Annotated in this window: 21 protein-coding genes; 8 read left to right on the top strand and 13 right to left on the bottom strand. The window is 70.5% G+C overall.

Going from position 1 to position 16,760, the window contains the following annotated elements; all coding sequences use genetic code 11:
- Positions 1–9: 9 nt before the first annotated feature.
- Entirely contained in the window at positions 10–1,197 is a 1,188-nt protein-coding gene (locus AC5L36_RS06290) for an NAD(P)-dependent malic enzyme (protein WP_441214386.1), read from the bottom strand.
- Positions 1,198–1,307: 110 nt separating this feature from the next.
- Positions 1,308–1,619 carry a S24/S26 family peptidase gene (locus AC5L36_RS06285; protein WP_441214385.1) on the bottom strand — a complete coding sequence of 104 codons (312 nt, stop codon included), beginning with the start codon at positions 1,617–1,619 and terminating at the stop codon, positions 1,308–1,310.
- Between the two features lie 84 nt (positions 1,620–1,703).
- On the opposite strand from AC5L36_RS06285, the gene sodN reads away from it, so the two are divergent.
- The 3 genes from sodN to AC5L36_RS06270 are packed head-to-tail and all read left to right on the top strand — an operon-like array spanning position 1,704 to position 3,047.
- The gene (gene sodN / locus AC5L36_RS06280) at positions 1,704–2,108 is read left to right on the top strand and encodes a superoxide dismutase, Ni (protein WP_441214384.1); all 405 of its coding nucleotides are present in this window, start codon (positions 1,704–1,706) and stop codon (positions 2,106–2,108) included.
- Positions 2,105–2,617, top strand: coding sequence for a GNAT family N-acetyltransferase (locus AC5L36_RS06275; protein ID WP_441214383.1), 513 nt, complete (start codon positions 2,105–2,107; stop codon positions 2,615–2,617). The genes sodN and AC5L36_RS06275 overlap by 4 nt, the downstream gene beginning before the upstream one ends.
- Positions 2,618–2,639: 22 nt before the next feature.
- The gene (locus AC5L36_RS06270) at positions 2,640–3,047 is read left to right on the top strand and encodes an ATP-binding protein (protein WP_441214382.1); all 408 of its coding nucleotides are present in this window, start codon (positions 2,640–2,642) and stop codon (positions 3,045–3,047) included.
- A gap of 57 nt (positions 3,048–3,104) precedes the next feature.
- On the opposite strand, the gene AC5L36_RS06265 is transcribed toward AC5L36_RS06270, so the two are convergent.
- Positions 3,105–3,809, bottom strand: a complete 705-nt coding sequence (locus tag AC5L36_RS06265; RefSeq protein ID WP_441214381.1) for a FadR/GntR family transcriptional regulator — start codon at positions 3,807–3,809, stop codon at positions 3,105–3,107.
- An 83-nt stretch (positions 3,810–3,892) separates the two neighbouring features.
- A complete protein-coding gene (locus AC5L36_RS06260; RefSeq protein ID WP_441214380.1) occupies positions 3,893–4,321 on the bottom strand; it encodes a hypothetical protein in 429 nt (142 codons plus the stop codon).
- On the opposite strand from AC5L36_RS06260, the gene AC5L36_RS06255 reads away from it, so the two are divergent.
- Both AC5L36_RS06255 and AC5L36_RS06250 read left to right on the top strand, forming a co-directional pair.
- Entirely contained in the window at positions 4,320–5,243 is a 924-nt protein-coding gene (locus AC5L36_RS06255) for a diacylglycerol/lipid kinase family protein (RefSeq protein WP_441214379.1), read from the top strand. The two genes, AC5L36_RS06260 and AC5L36_RS06255, sit on opposite strands and share 2 nt — an antisense overlap.
- A 412-nt stretch (positions 5,244–5,655) precedes the next feature.
- Positions 5,656–5,910: a WhiB family transcriptional regulator gene (locus tag AC5L36_RS06250; RefSeq protein ID WP_173041450.1), complete on the top strand. Its 255-nt coding sequence runs from the start codon at positions 5,656–5,658 to the stop codon at positions 5,908–5,910.
- A 320-nt stretch (positions 5,911–6,230) separates the two neighbouring features.
- Here AC5L36_RS06250 and AC5L36_RS06245 read toward each other — a convergent pair whose 3' ends face one another.
- The 4 genes from AC5L36_RS06245 to AC5L36_RS06230 are packed head-to-tail and all read right to left on the bottom strand — an operon-like array spanning position 6,231 to position 9,560.
- The gene (locus AC5L36_RS06245) at positions 6,231–6,995 is read right to left on the bottom strand and encodes a sirohydrochlorin chelatase (RefSeq protein WP_441214378.1); all 765 of its coding nucleotides are present in this window, start codon (positions 6,993–6,995) and stop codon (positions 6,231–6,233) included.
- A complete protein-coding gene (locus AC5L36_RS06240; protein ID WP_441214377.1) occupies positions 6,977–7,714 on the bottom strand; it encodes a phosphoadenylyl-sulfate reductase in 738 nt (245 codons plus the stop codon). Before AC5L36_RS06240 ends, AC5L36_RS06245 begins: the two co-directional genes overlap by 19 nt.
- Positions 7,711–7,872: a hypothetical protein gene (locus AC5L36_RS06235; protein ID WP_441214376.1), complete on the bottom strand. Its 162-nt coding sequence runs from the start codon at positions 7,870–7,872 to the stop codon at positions 7,711–7,713. The genes AC5L36_RS06240 and AC5L36_RS06235 overlap by 4 nt, the downstream gene beginning before the upstream one ends.
- Complete coding sequence (locus AC5L36_RS06230) at positions 7,869–9,560, bottom strand: nitrite/sulfite reductase (RefSeq protein ID WP_441214375.1); 1,692 nt, start codon at positions 9,558–9,560, stop codon at positions 7,869–7,871. The genes AC5L36_RS06235 and AC5L36_RS06230 overlap by 4 nt, the downstream gene beginning before the upstream one ends.
- A 257-nt stretch (positions 9,561–9,817) precedes the next feature.
- Here AC5L36_RS06230 and AC5L36_RS06225 point away from each other — a divergent pair, with 257 nt between their 5' ends.
- Complete coding sequence (locus AC5L36_RS06225) at positions 9,818–10,765, top strand: SCO4651 family lipoprotein (RefSeq protein ID WP_494907593.1); 948 nt, start codon at positions 9,818–9,820, stop codon at positions 10,763–10,765.
- A 4-nt stretch (positions 10,766–10,769) separates the two neighbouring features.
- On the opposite strand, the gene AC5L36_RS06220 is transcribed toward AC5L36_RS06225, so the two are convergent.
- The 3 genes from AC5L36_RS06220 to AC5L36_RS06210 form a co-directional block, all read right to left on the bottom strand.
- Entirely contained in the window at positions 10,770–12,275 is a 1,506-nt protein-coding gene (locus tag AC5L36_RS06220) for a histidine kinase N-terminal domain-containing protein (protein ID WP_441214373.1), read from the bottom strand.
- Positions 12,276–12,408: 133 nt separating this feature from the next.
- Positions 12,409–13,413 (bottom strand): SIS domain-containing protein, encoded by a 1,005-nt coding sequence (locus tag AC5L36_RS06215; RefSeq protein ID WP_441214494.1) that lies wholly within the window; start codon positions 13,411–13,413, stop codon positions 12,409–12,411.
- 167 nt (positions 13,414–13,580) lie between these two features.
- Positions 13,581–15,191: an MDR family MFS transporter gene (locus AC5L36_RS06210; RefSeq protein WP_441214372.1), complete on the bottom strand. Its 1,611-nt coding sequence runs from the start codon at positions 15,189–15,191 to the stop codon at positions 13,581–13,583.
- A gap of 91 nt (positions 15,192–15,282) precedes the next feature.
- Here AC5L36_RS06210 and AC5L36_RS06205 point away from each other — a divergent pair, with 91 nt between their 5' ends.
- A complete protein-coding gene (locus AC5L36_RS06205) occupies positions 15,283–15,864 on the top strand; it encodes a TetR/AcrR family transcriptional regulator (RefSeq protein WP_441214371.1) in 582 nt (193 codons plus the stop codon).
- A gap of 23 nt (positions 15,865–15,887) precedes the next feature.
- Here AC5L36_RS06205 and AC5L36_RS06200 read toward each other — a convergent pair whose 3' ends face one another.
- A complete protein-coding gene (locus AC5L36_RS06200; protein ID WP_441214370.1) occupies positions 15,888–16,379 on the bottom strand; it encodes a GNAT family N-acetyltransferase in 492 nt (163 codons plus the stop codon).
- Positions 16,376–16,591 carry a biotin/lipoyl-binding carrier protein gene (locus tag AC5L36_RS06195; protein WP_441214369.1) on the bottom strand — a complete coding sequence of 72 codons (216 nt, stop codon included), beginning with the start codon at positions 16,589–16,591 and terminating at the stop codon, positions 16,376–16,378. The genes AC5L36_RS06200 and AC5L36_RS06195 overlap by 4 nt, the downstream gene beginning before the upstream one ends.
- Positions 16,592–16,685: 94 nt before the next feature.
- On the opposite strand from AC5L36_RS06195, the gene AC5L36_RS06190 reads away from it, so the two are divergent.
- On the top strand, positions 16,686–16,760 hold the full coding sequence (locus AC5L36_RS06190) for a 50S ribosomal protein bL37 (RefSeq protein WP_369814844.1): 75 nt from the start codon (positions 16,686–16,688) through the stop codon (positions 16,758–16,760).

Here is a 16,760-nt window from a genome sequence, read left to right as displayed (position 1 = left end):
GGCCAGACGTTACCGCCTGGCCACGCCGTCGCGGCGCGCCGCCTCGGTCACCGCGGCCGCTACCGCGGGCGCCACCCGCGGGTCGAGCGGCGAGGGCACGATCGCGTCGGCGCGGAGGGCGTCGGCAACCACGCCGGCGATCGCGTCCGCGGCGGCCACCTTCATGCCGTCGGTGACCGTCGTCGCCCGCGCGTCAAGGGCGCCGCGGAAGACGCCGGGGAACGCGAGCACGTTGTTGATCTGGTTGGGGAAGTCGCTGCGGCCGGTCGCGACCAGCGCCGCGTGCCGGGAGGCGACGTCGGGGTGCACCTCGGGCGTCGGGTTGGCGAGCGCGAAGACGATCGCCTCCGGCGCCATGCCGGCCACCGCCTCCTCCGGGATCTGGCCACCGGAGACGCCGATCAGCACGTCGGCACCGGCGAGCGCGTCGGCGATGCCACCGGACAGTCCGTTTCCGTTTGTCATGGCGGCCAGCTCCGCCTTCACCGGGGTGAGGTCGCTCCGTCCGCCGTGGATGATGCCGCGCGAGTCGACGACGACCACCTCGGCGGCGTCGACGCCACCGGCGATCAGCATCTTGGTGACCGCGACACCGGCCGCGCCCGCACCGCTCACGACCACCCGCAGGTCGTCCATCTTGCGGTCGAGCAACGTGATCGCGTTGCGCAGGGCGGCGAGCACGACGATCGCCGTGCCGTGCTGGTCGTCGTGGAAGACCGGGATCGGCAGCGCCTCGTCGAGCCGCCGCTCGATCTCGAAGCACCGGGGCGCGGAGATGTCCTCCAGGTTGATCCCGCCGAACGACGGCGCCAGCGCGGTGACCACGGAGATGATCTGGTCGACGTCTTGCGTGTCGAGGCAGATCGGCACCGCGTCGACGCCGCCGAACTGCTTGAACAGCACCGCCTTGCCCTCCATGACCGGCATCGCGGCCGCCGGCCCGATGTTGCCCAGGCCCAGCACGGCGGTCCCGTCGGTCACGACCGCCACCGTGTGGCCGGTCCAGGTGTAGTCGGCGGCCAGGTCCGGCTCCGCCGCGATCGCCTCGCACACCCGGGCCACTCCTGGGGTGTACGCCAGCGAGAGGTCTTCGCGGCTGGTCAGCGGCACGGTGGCGGTGACGGCCATCTTGCCGCCGTGATGGAGCTCGAAAACGGGATCGCTCGCGAACCTGCGATCCAAAGAGGACGAAGACATGCGGTGACTCCCCAACGTTGTTACCTCGCCCGCCCTGGGCGGCGAACGCTTCGGCCCGCCGGCTGTGCACGCGACGGTGAGTGCACGAGGGGCGGTGCGCGGTGCGGGGGTCACCCGGTCCGAAACTTGAGCATAAACCCCGGACGGGGCCAGTAGCGCAGCACCACCCGACCCAGTACGTCTGCTACCCCGTAAGCCCGGGAATCATCCGTGACCAGCTCGTTGTCTCCGTGTACCCACCAACCGCCGTCCTGTGCGCGGACCGCGCGTTTGACGACGAGCAGGTCGGGGCGGGTCCGGAACCTCGCCACCACGACGTCACCCGGCCGCACCGCGCGGCCGCCGCGGCGCACGATCAGCGCGTCGCCGTCGCGCAACGTCGGCACCATCGACGGGCCACGCACGAGAACGGCGAACGGCATGTGTGTTTCACCTCTCGCACATGGGGCAGTCGGACGAGGAGTAGGGTCTTTCCCGGATCATCGCAAACGTCATGGAGGGTCCTTATGCGACTTTCGCGCATCCTTGCTCCGCGCACGGTGGTAAGCGCCCACTGCGATCTGCCGTGTGGCGTCTACGATCCGGCGCAGGCACGGATCGAGGCCGAGTCGGTGAAAGCAATCGCCGAAAAGTACCAGGCGAACACCGACGCCGAATTCCGCACGCGGGCTCTGATCATCAAGGAGCAACGCGCCGAGCTGGTCAAGCACCACCTGTGGGTGCTGTGGACCGACTACTTCAAGCCGCCGCACTTCGAGAAGTACCCGCACCTGCACCAGCTCTTCAACGAGGCCACCAAGCTCGCGGGCGCCGCCGGCGCCAAGGGTTCGGCCGACCCGGCCAAGGCCGACGAGCTGCTGAGCAAGATCGAGGAGATCTCCAAGATCTTCTGGGAGACCAAGCAGGCGTGACGCCCGCTCCCTCCGAGGCCACGATACGGCCGGCACGCCGCGAGGACGTGCCGGCCGTCGTCGCCATGGTCCACGAGCTGGCCGAGTTCGAGCGGGCGCCCGAGCAGTGCCACCTCACCGAGCCCCAGCTCCACGCCGCCCTTTTCGCGGCCCAGCCGGCACTCTTCGGCCACGTCGCGGTCGATGCCGGCGGCGAGATCATCGGGTACGCGCTGTGGTTCCTCAACTTCTCCACCTGGGAAGGCGTGCACGGTATCCACCTGGAGGACCTCTACGTCCGCCCGGCGGCCCGCGGCACCGGGGCCGGCCGGCTACTGCTCACCACCCTCGCGCGGATCTGCGTAGACCGGGGGTACCAGCGCCTCGACTGGTGGGTGCTGCACTGGAACCCGGCCCGCGACTTCTACGGCGCGCTCGGCGCGGCGGCGATGGACGAGTGGATCCCGTACCGGCTCTCCGGGGAAGCGCTCCACAAACTGGCCATGCGGGAGCCCGCCGAACGGCCCTGAGCCGGTAGAGTCGCTGGGCGGGGTGAGTCAGCTGACAGTGCATGTGGAGCCGGTGATCGAAGACGACGTCGTGTTGCTCACCGTGCCGGCCGACGTCGGCTACCTGGGGGTGCTGCGCACGGCGACGGCCGGCCTGGCCGCGCGCCTGCACTTCGCGCTCGACGAGATCGAAGACCTGCGGATCGCGGTCGACGAGGCGTGCGCGATGCTCCTGGCGGTCGCCAGCCGTGGGGCCGAGCTCGAGTGCCGTTTCTCGGTCACCGACGACGCGCTGAGCGTGGAGGTGGCGGTCAACACCGTGCGGGGCGCGCGGCTGCCGGCCGAGTCCTCGTTCGCGTGGAAGGTGCTCACCGCGCTGACCACCGCCGCGTCCGCCACGGTGGAAGGCGACCGGGCCTCGATCCGCCTGCTGACCCGCCGGTCGCCGTAGCGATCCGCCGGGTCGCCCTAGCGGTTTGCCGGTCGCCGTGGCGGTTGGGCGGTGGCCCTAGCGGCTGGGGGCCAGCGCTCCCCGGATAAACGTGATGTGCTCGCGGGCGACCTTCGCCGCGCCGTCGGTGTCCCGCGCCTTGACGCAGCGCAGCAGCTCGCGGTGGTCGGCATCGACCTGGTGCCAGAAGCCGGCCGGTGCCGTCGCGGCCACCTCCCGCTCGTTCGACACCTGGTAGAGCGGCCGGCAGAGCAGCTCGAAGAGCGGGTTGCCGGTGGCGGCGACAAGCGCGGCGTGAAACGCCCGGTGGCCGGCCAGCATCGCCGGCACGTCGGCCACCTCCGGGTCGAAGAGCGCCGCCTCCAGGTGGGCCACGTGCTCCTCGCTGCGCCGCCGGGCCGCCTGCGCCGCGGCCGGCACCTCCAGCGACTCGCGTACCTCCAGCAGGTCACAGAGGCCGGCGGTAGACGTGCTGAGCAGCAGGTTGAGCCCGGTGGAGAGCGTGTCGGAGAGGTTTTCCGGGCTCGGGTGGGCGACGAAGCTGCCCCCGGTCACGCCCCGGGTGGTCACGATGAGGTGCTGGCTGGCAAGCAGGCGGAGGGCTTCGCGCACGGTGCTGCGGCTCACCCCGGAACGGGCGCACAGCTGCGGCTCGGTCGGCAGCCGCTCGCCCGGCTGGAGCCGCCCCGACGTGATCTCCGCACGGAGATCCTCCGCGAGCGTCTGGTACGCCGGCGGCCGCACTGCCCCCTCTATGCCCACTGAGCCTCCTGGTTCGCTCGGCGACTCACTTTAGGGGTGGGGAGGCGCAAACGGTGGCGAAGCCATCCGTTCGGGTGTCGTGTTCAGCCCAGACCGAGCGCTTTGGTACTCGATGGGGTGACCAGGAGCGTGCCCACCGCCACGGCGATCACGATGATCGGGACGCCGGCCCACGCGAGCCCGCCCTGGATCATGAAGTAGCCGATCGGCAGCAGCATCAGCTGGAGCACGATGGCCGGCCCGCGCGCGCCCGCGCGGCGGTTGCCGAGCGCCCGTGCCAGCAGGAAGAGCGCCGCGGCGCCGGCGGCCGCGAACAGGGTCACCATCAGGGCTACGACCATGTCGTTCGCCGTGCCGGTCAGGTCCTCGTACACCAGATAGGCGGCGACGAGCGCGACCGCGGCCGCCTCGCCGACCAGCAGCCACACCGCCCAGCGCAGCGTGCCGGGGAGCGCCGGGGAGTCCTGGATCACGCGCACACGATACTCGCCAGCGAGTACAGTGCCGCCCATGCGGGCGTTACTGGTCGTCAACCCCAAGGCGACCACCACGAGCGAGCGCGCGCGGGACGTGCTGGTGCGGGCGCTCCGCAGCGAGTTCGACCTGACGGTGGCGCTCACGCGGCGGCGCGGCCATGCCACCACGCTCGCCCAGGAGGCGGCCGCCGGCGGCGTCGACGTGCTCTTCACGCTCGGCGGCGACGGCACGGTCAACGAGGCGGTCAACGGCCTGATGGCCGGCGCGCCGGCGGAGACCCGCCCCGCGCTGGCGGTGGTGCCCGGTGGCTCGACGAACGTGTTCGCCCGCGCGCTCGGGCTCCCCAAGGGCTGGGCCGAGGGCGCGAGCGTGATCCTGGAGGCGCTGCACGCCGGCCGGGTGCGGACGATCGGGCTGGGTCGCGCCGACGACCGATACTTCACGTTCTGCGCGGGGCTGGGGCTGGACGCCTCGGTGGTGCGGCGGGTCGAGCAGGCTCGGCTGCGCGGGCGCACCTCCACTCCCGCCCTTTATATGCGATCCGCGGTCACCCAATACTTCACGGCTATGGACCGGCGGCATCCGGCGATCACATTGGAGCAGCCGGGCGAGACGGCCGAGGGCGAGCTATCGACCGTCATCATCCAAAACACCGCGCCCTGGACGTTCCTCGGCGACCGGGCGATCAACCCCAACCCCGACTCGTCCTTCGACCTCGGTCTCGACGTGCTCGCCCTGCGCCGACTGCGCGTGCCTAGCACAACACGGACCGTGACTCAGCTCCTGTCCCGGCATCGCGAGCCGCACGGGTCGCAGGTGGTGCGGCTGCACGACGTCGCGGAGTTTTCCCTGGTCTCGGACCGTCCGCAGGCGTTCCAGCTGGATGGCGACTATCTCGGCGAGCGGGAAAAAGTCCGCTTCACGAGCGTTCCCAGCGCACTGCGCGTAATCTGCTGAGGGGCACCACGCGCGTCGCGGCGGGCACATCCACCCCAGGGAGTACGCCGGAAATGTCGGCAATGCGGCGCGGACTGTACTACATTGACTGGTGACTGTCGCACACCGGGTGCTGACCCAGGGTCAAAATCCGGACAAAGGGGTTGTGGGCTTGCTCACCCGCTCAGATTTTTTCCGAGCGTCCCCCTTGACATCGCGGGAGTTCGTGAAAGTATTCACAAGCGAAACGAGTTACCGGGAAGTTGCGCGGGCATGCCCGCCGTGTGGCAAGTTCACGCAGCCAGACCGGTCCCAAAGCCTGCTAACGCGCTGCCGATCGGATGAGTGCGCAAAGTCGCGATCGACACCGCGGACGCAAATAGAGTTCCACCGCATTAATTGCCACCGATCCAGAACGAGGAGTGTTGCCGCCATGGACTGGCGCCACCATGCTGTCTGCCGCGACGAGGACCCGGAGCTGTTCTTCCCGATTGGGACGTCCGGCCCGGCACTCCTGCAAGTCGAGCAGGCGAAGGCCGTCTGCCGGCGCTGCTCCGTGACCGACGAGTGCCTCCAGTGGGCCCTCGACTCCGGTCAGGACGCCGGCGTCTGGGGCGGGATGAGCGAAGAGGAGCGGCGCGCCGTCAAGCGTCGCGGCGGCCTGCGGGTCCGCGCTCACTCCGCCTGACAAAAACACAGCACCACACACAGCATCAAACGCCCCGGGCTCCAGGCCATCCGGGGCGTTTTGCTGTCCCCGGGATCACCTTTTCCTCGCGCGCCGTACGTTTCGCGCCGCACGCGGCCGGCCCTCGACGCCGCAGTCCCCCCGGCACCCGCCCAGGACGCCCCCCGGTCGCCCCGGACCGTGCCCTGAGACGCTCCGGGCCGGCCACGCTGTGCGCGGGACGCCCCCGACCATCCCGCGCGCGAGAAAGACGCCCAGAGGCGCGGTCAGGGCGTCCCTCTGGGGATTAGGAGCCCACCGGTCGCGCCCTGATACAGGGCTCAGGCGGCAGCCGCGACGCCGGCGGGCAGATCCGCCGCGTCGGCCCGCGCGAGCACCAGCCGAGCGAGCTCGAACGCGCCCTCCAAGGGCTGCGCCGCCGCCACCGCACCGGCGTCGAGAGCGGACGTGACGACGGTGTCGTAGAGCAGCCCCGGCGCCAGGAAGTAGGCCGCCACGCCGATCCGCTCGGCACCGGCCGCGCGCAGCTCCGCCACCGCTTCGGCGCCGGTGGGGGACGCGGCCGAGGCGTACGCGACCGTCGCCGGCACGCCCAGCGACTCGCCGAGCGCGCTCGCGGCCCGCACCACGGTCTGCCGCGCGGCGGCGTCGCGGGTGCCGGCCGCGGCCAGCACCACGGCGTCGAAGCCGGAGCCCGCGGCGGCGAGCCGGCGCCGCAACCCGGCCAGCAGCGAGTCGTCGACCGGGTCACCGGCGGACGGGCCCAGCACGTCGGCCACCGCGACCGGGACGCGCAGGCCGGCGGCGCGGGCGGCGCGCAGCACCTCGGGCACGTCGACCCGCCCGTGGAACGCCGCGGTGAGCAGCAGCGGTACCAGCGTCACCCGGTGGTGGCCGGCCGCCTCGAGCCCGCTCAGCACCTGCCCCGGGCGGGGCAGCGTGTGGTCGAGGTACGAGGCGCGCACGTCGACACCCGGGCGGGCCGCCGCGACCGCGCGGACGAGGGCACGGGTCGCCCGCGCCGCCCGCGGATCGCGGCTGCCGTGCACCACCAGGAGGATCGGCGTCACGTGTGCAGGCCGCACTCGGTCTTTTCGAACATCGCCCACCGGCCGGCCCGCGGGTCTTCGCCGGCCTTGGTGCGCCGGGTGCACGGCCAGCAGCCGATCGAGGTGAACCCCTTCTTGAAGAGCTCGTTGACCGGCACGTTCCACCGGGAGATGTAGGCCTCGACATCGGCCTGGCTCCACGCCGCGATGGGGTTGACCTTGACCTTGCCGCGCTTGGCGTCGAACGCCACCACCGGCGTGTTGGCCCGGGTGGGTGACTCGTCGCGGCGCAGCCCGGCGGCCCACGCGTCGTAGTCGGCGAGCGCCCGCTCCAGCGGCTCGACCTTGCGGAGGAAGCAGCAGTCGTCGGGGCTCTTGTTGAACAGGCGCGGCCCGTACTCACCGTCTTGCTGGCCGACGGTCAGCCGCGGACGGATCGAGCGCACGTTGACCGGCATCGTGGCGGCCACGGTGTCGCGCACCTTGAGCGTCTCGGGGAAGTGCAGGCCGGTGTCGAGGAAGATCACGTCGACGCCGGGCGCCACCCGGGACACCACGTGGGCCAGCACCGCGTCGGCCATCGAGCTCGTCACGCAGAACCGGTCGCCGAACGTCTCGGCCGCCCACCGGGCGATCTCCTCGGCCGGCGCGCCTTCGAGCGCGACCGCGGCGTCCTCCGCGAGGGAACGCAGCTCGGCCGAGCGGTCGCGGGCCGGGCTGAGAAGGCCCAAGCCCACCGCGTTTACCGGGCTCACCGTGCCACCGCCTTTCGCACCAATCCGATGAACTTGACGGAGAAGGCGCGCGCACAGCCGCGGCACTCCCACGTGCCGTGCCCCTCCTCGGACGGGCGCAGGTCTTCTTCTCCGCAGTACGGGCAGTAAAGGGGTGCGGCGCGAGACTCAGAACTCATCGGAGTGCCTCCTCTTCGACCCTCATGACCCAGCTGGCGAACGCCTCGCCGTCGGTGCGGCTGTCCAGGTAGCGACGGGCCAGGCGTTCCACGTACTCGGGGAGCTCGTCCGCGGTGGTCTTGAGACCGCGGAGCTTGCGCCCGAACCCGGCCTTCTGGCCCTCGGCCATGCCGAGACCACCGCCGAGGTGGACCTGGTAGCCCTCCACCTGCTGCCCGTCCGGACCCATCACGATCTGGCCCTTGAGGCCGATGTCGGCGGTCTGGGTGCGAGCGCAGGCGTTGGGGCAGCCATTGATGTGGATGGAGATGTCGACGTCCATCTCGCCCAGGCGCTCTTCGAGGCGGGCGACGAGCTCCTCGCCGCGCCGCTTGGTCTCGACGATCGCCAGCTTGCAGAACTCGATGCCGGTGCATGCCATCGTGCCGCGCCGCCAGGTCGACGGCTGGGCCTCGAGACCGATCGCCCGCAACGCGGCCACCAGCGAGTCGACCCGACCTTGCGCGACGTCGAGCACTAGCAGCTTCTGGTACGGCGTGAGCCGCACCCGCCCGCTCCCGTGCGCCTCGACGGTGTCGGCGAGCTGGGCGAGCTGGGTGCCGGACGTGCGACCCACCACCGGCGCGGCGCCGACGTAGAAGCGGCCGTCGGCCTGCCGGTGCACGCCGATGTGGTCGATCGGCTTTTCGGGGAGCTGCGGCGCCGGCCCGTCGAGCAGCGTGCGGCCGAGGTACTCCTTCTCCAGCACCTCGCGGAACCGCTCCACGCCCCAGTCGGCGACCAGGAACTTGAGCCGGGCGCGGTGGCGCAGCCGGCGGTAGCCGTAGTCGCGGAAGATGCTCACCACGCCGGCCCACACCTCCGGCACCTCGTCGATCGGCACCCACACGCCGAGGCGCTGGGCGAGCATCGGGTTGGTCGAGAGGCCGCCGCCGACCCACAGGTCGAAGCCCGGACCGTACTCCGGGTGGTCAACGCCGAGGAAGGAGATGTCGTTTACCTCGTAGGGCATGTCGGCCAGCCACGAGATCGACGACTTGAACTTGCGCGGGAGGTTGGAAAACTCCTTGGCGCCCACGAAGCGTTCCACGATCGCGTCGATCGCGGGAGTGGCGTCGAGCTTTTCGTCGGCCGAGATGCCCGCGACCGGGCTGCCCAGCACCACCCGCGGGCAGTCGCCGCACGCCTCGGTGGTCTGTAGCCCCACCGCCTCCAGGCGGCGCCAGATCTCCGGCATGTCTTCGACCCGGATCCAGTGGAGCTGGATGTTTTGCCGGTCGGTGATGTCGGCGGTGTCGCGCGCGAACTCCTGGGAGATCGTGGCGATCGTGCGCAGCTGGTCGAGGTCGAGCGCACCGCCGTCGACGCGCACGCGCAACATGAAGTACTCGTCGTCGAGCTCGTGCGGCTCGAGGATGGCGGTGCGGCCGCCGTCGATCCCGGGCTTGCGCTGCGTGTAGAGCCCCCACCAGCGAAAGCGCCCGCGCAGGTCCTGCGGGTCGATCGAGCCGAAGCCGCGGTGCGCGTAGATGTTTTCGATCCGGGCGCGGACGTTGAGCGGGTTGTCGTCCTTCTTGGTCCGCTCGTTGGGGTTGAGCGGCTCGCGGTGACCCAGCGCCCACTGCCCTTCGCCGCGCGCCTTGCGCGGGCGTGCGGCCGGCCGGCCTTCCGAGCTTGTGACCGCCATCCTGGGCGTCCTCCGTGTGCGTTTCGTTAGGAAGGACGCGCGAGGCTACGGCGCTGATCTTGAGGGCCGGCGCTCTCTACGCGCCCGGGAACAGATCAGATCGGGCGACGTCAGTGAGCCCGACACATGGCGCTGCGCACGCGGCCGTAGTCAACGTGGCGCCGGGAGGTCAATCCCAGCGACACGGCACGGCGCTCAGCAACGGTCACGAGGGTTAGCTTCTCACAGCCACCCCGGCCCGCCAACCAGCGGCCCAGATGGCGGGAGTGTGCTTTGTAACACCTAAGCAACAAGCAGCCGCCAGCATCGAATGCACAAGAGTCCATGCGCCGGCCCGTTGTAGCATCCGCGCGCATTCGACCATCTCACGGGGAGATACCGTGCTATTTACGACAAAAGCTGCCAAACTCGTCATTGCCTCGCTGGCGGTGATCGCGCTCGGCGCGTGCGGCTCCACCCCCACCACGCCTGACGCGCCGCAGCAGCAGAACGTCCTCGCCCTGCTCGTCAGTGACGCGAAGGGTTCGCTTCAGAAGGTGGTGGACAGCGCCACCAAGGCCGAGTCCGTAAAGCTGAGGATGGACGGCGAGGCCGACGGCAAGGCCTTCAGCGGCCAGGGGGTGCTGCGATACGGCAAGGACCCCAAGGCCGAGATCACCATGCAGATCGCGGGAAAGTCCACGACGATCCGGATGATCGGCCCGATCTTCTACATCGCCATCCCCGAGGCCGAGCGGGCGGAGATGCAGGGCAAGAGCTGGATGAAGATGGACCTGACGGCGGCCGCCGGAGGGTCGGGTTCGGAGTTCACGAAGCAGTTCGACGAGATGGACCCGGTGCGGCAGGTCAAGACCCTGCTCGCCGCCGACACGGTAACCGTGGTCGGTGAGGAGACGATCGACGGTGTGAAGACCGTCCACTACACCGTCACCAACCCGGTCGCCGCGTACCTCGGCCAGCTCGACCCCGCGAAGAAGGCGGCCGCCGAGAAGGAGATCGCCAAGGCTGGCGTCAAGGACGTCAAGACCGACGTCTGGGTGGACGAGAAGTACCAGCCGCGCCGCATGCACGTGGTGATGGGCACGGTCAGCGACACGACGGTCGACTACGTCGAGTACGGCACGTCGGCGACCGTCGAGGCGCCGCCGGCGGCTGAGGTGATCGACTTCGATGAGATGCTCGAAGGTCTGAAGACCGGAGGCTGATGCCTCAGCGCTTGGTCAGGGGGAGCACGAGCACCGCCTCGGTGCCTCCCTCTGACCGGGCGCGCAGCTCGATCGTGCCGTTGAGCTCGCCGGTGACCAGCGCGCGCACGATCTGGAGGCCCAGCCGCCCGCCCTGCTCGGCGTCGAACTCCTCCGGCAGCCCCGTGCCGTTGTCGACGACGGTGACGTGCAGCTCCTTGCGGTGGCGGTGGGCGGAGACCACCACCTCGCCGACCGCGCCCACGCCGTCGATCTCCGGGAAGCCGTGCTCGACCGCGTTGATCAGCAGCTCGTTGAGCACCATCACCAGCGAGGTGGCCATCTCGGCGGGCAGCACGCCGAACGTGCCCATGCGGCGCATCGAGACCTTCGACTCGGTCGTGCCCACCTCGGCGGCGGCCGCGGCCACCCGGTCGACGATGCCGTCGAACTCCACCGCTTCGTCGCTCGACATCGACAGCGTCTCGTGTACCAGCGCGATCGAGGCCACCCGGCGCACCGATTCCTCCAGCGCCGCCTTGGCGGAAGGCGTCTCGACCCGGCGGGCCTGGAGGCGCAGCAGGGCGGCGACGGTCTGGAGGTTGTTCTTCACGCGGTGGTGGATCTCGCGAATCGTGGCGTCCTTGGTCACCAGGGCCCGGTCGCGGCGGCGCACCTCGGTGACGTCGCGCACCAGCACCAGCGCACCGATCGGCACGCCGGCCGGCATGAGCGGGAGCGCGCGGGTCAGCACCGTGGCACCCCGCGCCTCGATCTCTTTACGCGACGGCGCCTCGCCACCGAGCGCGGCGAGCATGCGGGCGGAGGCGTCGGTGCCCTCCAGCGGGTCGTCGGCCAGGCGCGCGGCGAGCGCGGCGAGGTCTTCGCCGACGAGATGGGAGGCGAAGCCCAGCCGGCGGAAGGCGGACTGTGCGTTGGGGCTCGCGTAGGTCACCTTGCCGCTCGCGTCCAACCGGATCAGCCCGTCACCCACCCGCGGCGCGGAGGTCGTCTCGATGCGGTGGCTGATCGGCGGAAACGTGCCGTCGGCCATCATCTGCGCGAGGTCGTCGGCGGTCGTCAGATAGTTGAGCTCGAGCTGGCTGGGCGTGCGCGCGGTCGAGAGGTTGGTGTCGCGCCCCACGACCCCGATCACGCCGCCCGGCTCCCCCTCGGCGTCGCGCAGCCGCACCGGGATCGCCTCGTGGCGGGCGGGCGTGTCCCCATACCAAACCGGGTCGCCCTCGCGCCAGATCCGCCCCTGCCGGTACGCGATCGTCAGGTGCGCCACCTCCGGACCGCCGACCGTGCGTCCCACCTGGTCGTCCTGGTAGGCCGTGGGGGCGGTGGTCGGCCGCACCTGCGCCACGCACAGAAACGACTCGTGCCCGTTGACCGGCACCCACAGCAGCAGGTCGGCGAAGGAGAGGTCGGAGAGCAGCTGCCAGTCGCCGGCGAGCCGGTGCAGGTGGTCGATGTCAGCCTCGCTCAGCGAGGTGTGCTCTTCGACCAGATCGCGCAGCGTAGACACATCAGCACTCTAGAGCTTTCCGGCTGGGGGTGGCATCCACGAGCGCGGCCACGAAATCCCGATCCGAAAGACCGAGATCCGAGCTACCGCGACGCAGGAATCCAGAGCCAGGCCACCTCAACTCCGAAACGCTCTAGAGCGTGGAGGTCACCTTCTTGAGGCCGCGCGGTGCGTCCGGGTCTTCACCGCGGGCGAGCGCGAGGGCCAGCGCCAGCCGCTGGAGGGGCAGGATGTCGAGCAGCGGGGCGAGCCGCTCGTCGACGTCGGGCACCGCGAGCTCGCCGTTGGCGCCCACGGTGAGCACGTCGGCCTTGCGCTCGCGCAGCCGGGCCAGCACGTCGCCCATCGCGGTGCCGCCCGGCCCGGAGCCCACGACGGCCAGCACCGGCACGTCGGGATCGGTCATCGCCAGCGGCCCGTGCAGCAGGTCGGCGCCGGAGAAGGCGAGCGCCGGCAGGTATGACGTCTCCATCAGCTTGAGGGCCGCCTCGCGGGCGGTCGCATACGCGTACCCCCGGCCGGTCGTGACGAGGCGCGCCGCGAACCTGTAGCGGCCCGCGACGGTCTCCGGCGTGGGGTCGGCCAATACGCGCGCCGCGAGGTCGGGCAGGGCCGCCAGATCCGCGGGTGGCCGGCCGCCGCCCGCGCGCACGCTCTCCACCAGCAGGAGCAGGGCCAAAAGCTCGGCGGTGTACGTCTTCGTGGCCGCCACCGCGCGCTCGTGCCCCGCCGCCACGTCGACGGAGAGCTCGGCGGCCGCGGCGAGCGGCGAGTCGGGGTTGTTGGTGATCGCAAGCGTGAGGGCGCCGGACTCGCGGGCCACCCGCACCACCTCGGTCAGGTCGGGCGAGCCGCCGCTCTGGCTGACGCCGATGACCAGCGCCTGCGACAGGTCGGGCCGGGCGCCGTAGACGGTCACCGCGCTCGGCGACGCCAGCCCCGCGGGGAGGCCGAGGCGGATCTCCGCCAGGTAGGCCCCGTAGAGCGCCGCGTGGTCGGAGGTGCCGCGTGCGGTGAGCACGATGTGGCGCGGCCGGCGCTCGGCGATGACCGCGGCGGCGCGGGCGATGGGCTCGGCGTGGGCCGGCTCCAGCAGGCGCGCGTAGACCTCCGGCTGCTCCGCGATGTCAGCGGCCATGCCCGCTCCCGCTGTGCTCACCATGACCTCCTGGATGCCCAATCCGGGCGTGCGCAAAGCTGCTCGTTCGGTGCTCATTCTTGCACGGTTGGAGGCTCAAACACAACGCATCGCGCAATGGACGAAGGGCGCCCACCATCCGGTGGGCGCCCTTCTCGGGGAGGGCTCTACGGCACCGCGGGCGCGTCGGCCAGGGCGCGCTCGGCCTTCTCCTCGGGCGTGGCCGCGGGCGCCTCGGGGGCGCCGCGCAGCGGGATCTCCTTCACGAACCAGGCCAGCACCGGCACCAGCACCGCGACCGCCACGGCCCACCAGAACACGCCGGCGATCGAGTCGGCGAGGCTCGTCAGCAGGCCGTTGCGGGCCGCCGCCGGCAGGCCGGCGAGCACGGCCGGGTCGAAGCTGCCCGCACCGCCTCCACCGTCGCTGAACTGCGCGGCGGCCTGTGCCCCCAGCTTGTCGGTGAGCTCGTGCTGGAAGCGGGTGGCGAAGACCGCGCCGAAGAGTGACACGCCGAACGAGCCACCGATCGAGCGGAAGAACGTCGCGGCACCGCTGGCGGCGCCCAGGTCGCGCTGCTCGACGCTGTTCTGCGCGATCAGCATCGTCGTCTGCATCAGGAAGCCCATGCCGGCGCCGAGCACCACCAGGTAGGCACCGAGCTCGACCCGGCTGGTCTGCGCGTCCAGCATCGTCAGCAGCAGCATGCCGATGGCCATGAGCACGCCGCCGACGATCGGGTAGACGCGGTAACGGCCGGTGCGGGTGATCGTGCGGCCGCTCAGGATCGAGACGGTCAGCATGCCGAACATCAGCGGGAGCAGGAGCAGGCCGCTGCCGGTGGCGGAAGCCCCCTGCACGTACTGCTGGAAGATCGGCAGGAAGTTGATCGCGCCGAACATCGCGAAGCCGAGCAGGAAACCGACCGCCGAGATGAGCGCGAAGTTGCGGTTTTTGAACAGGCCCAGCGAGATGATCGGCTCGGCCGCGCGCCGCTCGACGAGAGCGAACAGCGCCAGTGCCACCGCCGCCAGCCCGACCAGGCCGAAGATCTGCGGCGAGTCCCACTCGTACTCGTTGCCACCCCACGTGGTGATCAGCACGAGCGCGGTGATGCCCACGGACAGCAGGCCGGCACCCACCCAGTCGATCTTGTGCTCGGTCCGGTACTTCGGCAGATGCATCTGGGTGATCAGTACGAGCAGCGCGAGACCGCCCAGCGGCAGGTTGATGTAGAACGCCCACCGCCACGACAGGTTGTCCGCGATGAACCCGCCGAGCAGCGGCCCGGCCACCATCGCGATCGCCATGACGCCGGCCATCATGCCCTGGTAGCGACCCCGCTCACGGGGTGGCACAAGGTCGCCGATGATCGCCATCACACCGACGATCAGGCCGCCCGCGCCCAGACCCTGCACGGCCCGGAAGCCGATCAGCTCGAACATCCCGTCTTCGGGCCCGCCGAGCATGCTCGATCCGGCCATGCCGGAGAGCGCGGAGCCGATCAGGAAGATCACGATCGACGTGAGGAAGACCGTCTTCCGCCCGTACAGGTCGCCGAGCTTGCCCCAGATCGGGGTGGAGACGGTGGTGCCCAGCACGTACGCCGTGACCACCCAGGTGAAGTGGTCGAGCCCGTCGAACTCGCGCACGATGATCGGCAGCGACGTGCTGACGATCATGTTGTCGAGCATCGCGAGCATCATCGCGATCATGAGACCGACCAACACGACTCGGATCTTGGGCTGAGTGACTGAAGGTTGATCTGTGACGGTCATGTCACCCTCCCCCTGGTAGATTCCTTACTTGCCGTACGGTAAGCTGCCAACTAACCGGTCGTCAAGTAAGTTCGCTGGGTAAGGTGATGAAGTGAGCGAGAGCACAGGCGATACGCGGTCGCGCATCCAGGCCGTGGCGCTGGAGCTGTTCACCGAGGAGGGATACGAGAAGACCTCGCTCCGGGAGATCGCCGAGCGCCTCGGTGTCACGAAGGCGGCGCTCTACTACCACTTCAAGAGCAAAGACGAGATCGCCAACAGCTTCATCGAGGACCGCATGGAGGCGATGAATCGGCTGATCGAGTGGGCCGAGACGCAGCCGCCGACCGTCGAGTCACGCCAGGCGATCATCCAGCGGTACACGGAGGAGCTCTTCGGCGGCAACCAGCACCGGGTCATGCGCTTCTTCGAGCAGAACCAGACCGCGATGAAGCAGTTTTCGGCCGGCAAGGACATGCGGGCGCGGATGATGCAGCTCGTCGACCTGCTGGTGCGGCCGGAGACCTCGCACGAGGCGCAGGTGCGGGCCGCGCTGTCGCTCTTCTCCGTGCACAGCACGTGGTTCGCGATCCGCGACCCCGAGGTCACCGAGGAGGAGCGCAAGGCGATCGGTCTGAAGATCGCCAACGAGCTGCTCGACAGTATCGGTGCGGAGGCACCCGCGAGCGCCTAGTGCGATGGCCTTCGGCCGCCGCACTAGAGCGCGAGTCGCAGGCCCAGCAGCTGGACGCCCGGCATCGGCGACCAGTCGAGCTCCGGCTCGCGCACGAAGCCCAGCCGCGCGTACAGCCGCTGGGCCGGAGCGGCGAAGTCACGCGTGCAGATCACCACGGCCGCGCAGCCGAGCTCGCCGGCCCGGCGCACGCAGGCCCTGGCCAGCGCCTCACCCACGCCGCGCCCCTGCGCGACCGGGTCGACCGCCAGCATCCGGAACTCGGCCTCGCCGGGGCCGGACAGCTCCGCGTAGGGCGAGCCGGGCAGCACGAACGTCACCGCGCCCAGCACCACCTCGTCGGCGTCGACAGCCACGTAGACCTCGCCGGCATCGACCCGGGAGGCCACGTCGGCGAGCGTCGCCGCGTACGGGATCTCGCCCTTGAGCTGCCCGTCCGCCTCGTACGCCGCGATGCTGACCCGCGCGATCGCCTCGTGGTCGTCGGCGCGGGCCGCGCGCACCCGCACCGTCATTCGATCACCGCGATGAGGTCGCCCTCCTGGACGACGTCACCCTCGTTGACCGCGAGCGTCTGCACTGTGCCGTCGCTCTCCGCGAGCACCGGGATCTCCATCTTCATGGACTCCAGGATGACCAGGGTGTCGCCCTCGGCAACCGCGTCACCGGCGGACGCGACGACCTTCCAGACGTTCGCCACCATCTCGGCGCGGATCTCCTCGGCCATCGTCGGCCCTCCCTCGTGAGCGGAGTGTGGGTGCGTCGGTATCAAATCATGCCCAGCTAGGATCTGCGTGTTCCTAGACGTCCTGGAGGCCCGCATGGCTAAGAAGTCACGCAAGAAGAAGGCACGCAAGAAGAGCGCGGCCAACCACGGCAAGCGCCCCAACTCCTGA

The sequence above is a fragment of the Phytohabitans sp. LZ39 genome, assembly GCF_059359075.1.
Note: the sequence above shows the minus strand (reverse complement) of the source record. Positions and strands in the feature narration are given on the sequence as shown.

Excerpts from the sequence above, each read along its gene's own strand:
- AC5L36_RS06215 (WP_441214494.1), bottom strand. The coding sequence starts at position 13,413 with ATGGCCGCTGACATCGCGGAGCAGCCGGAGGTCTACGCGCGCCTGCTG.
- AC5L36_RS06225 (WP_494907593.1), top strand. The coding sequence starts at position 9,818 with ATGGCGGGAGTGTGCTTTGTAACACCTAAGCAACAAGCAGCCGCCAGC.
- AC5L36_RS06260 (WP_441214380.1), bottom strand. The coding sequence starts at position 4,321 with ATGGGCGGCACTGTACTCGCTGGCGAGTATCGTGTGCGCGTGATCCAG.
- AC5L36_RS06195 (WP_441214369.1), bottom strand. The coding sequence starts at position 16,591 with ATGGCCGAGGAGATCCGCGCCGAGATGGTGGCGAACGTCTGGAAGGTC.
- AC5L36_RS06230 (WP_441214375.1), bottom strand. The coding sequence starts at position 9,560 with ATGGCGGTCACAAGCTCGGAAGGCCGGCCGGCCGCACGCCCGCGCAAG.
- AC5L36_RS06285 (WP_441214385.1), bottom strand. The coding sequence starts at position 1,619 with ATGCCGTTCGCCGTTCTCGTGCGTGGCCCGTCGATGGTGCCGACGTTG.
- AC5L36_RS06235 (WP_441214376.1), bottom strand. The coding sequence starts at position 7,872 with ATGAGTTCTGAGTCTCGCGCCGCACCCCTTTACTGCCCGTACTGCGGA.
- AC5L36_RS06200 (WP_441214370.1), bottom strand. The coding sequence starts at position 16,379 with ATGACGGTGCGGGTGCGCGCGGCCCGCGCCGACGACCACGAGGCGATC.
- AC5L36_RS06255 (WP_441214379.1), top strand. The coding sequence starts at position 4,320 with ATGCGGGCGTTACTGGTCGTCAACCCCAAGGCGACCACCACGAGCGAG.
- AC5L36_RS06290 (WP_441214386.1), bottom strand. The coding sequence starts at position 1,197 with ATGTCTTCGTCCTCTTTGGATCGCAGGTTCGCGAGCGATCCCGTTTTC.
- AC5L36_RS06210 (WP_441214372.1), bottom strand. The coding sequence starts at position 15,191 with ATGACCGTCACAGATCAACCTTCAGTCACTCAGCCCAAGATCCGAGTC.
- AC5L36_RS06250 (WP_173041450.1), top strand. The coding sequence starts at position 5,656 with ATGGACTGGCGCCACCATGCTGTCTGCCGCGACGAGGACCCGGAGCTG.
- sodN (WP_441214384.1), top strand. The coding sequence starts at position 1,704 with ATGCGACTTTCGCGCATCCTTGCTCCGCGCACGGTGGTAAGCGCCCAC.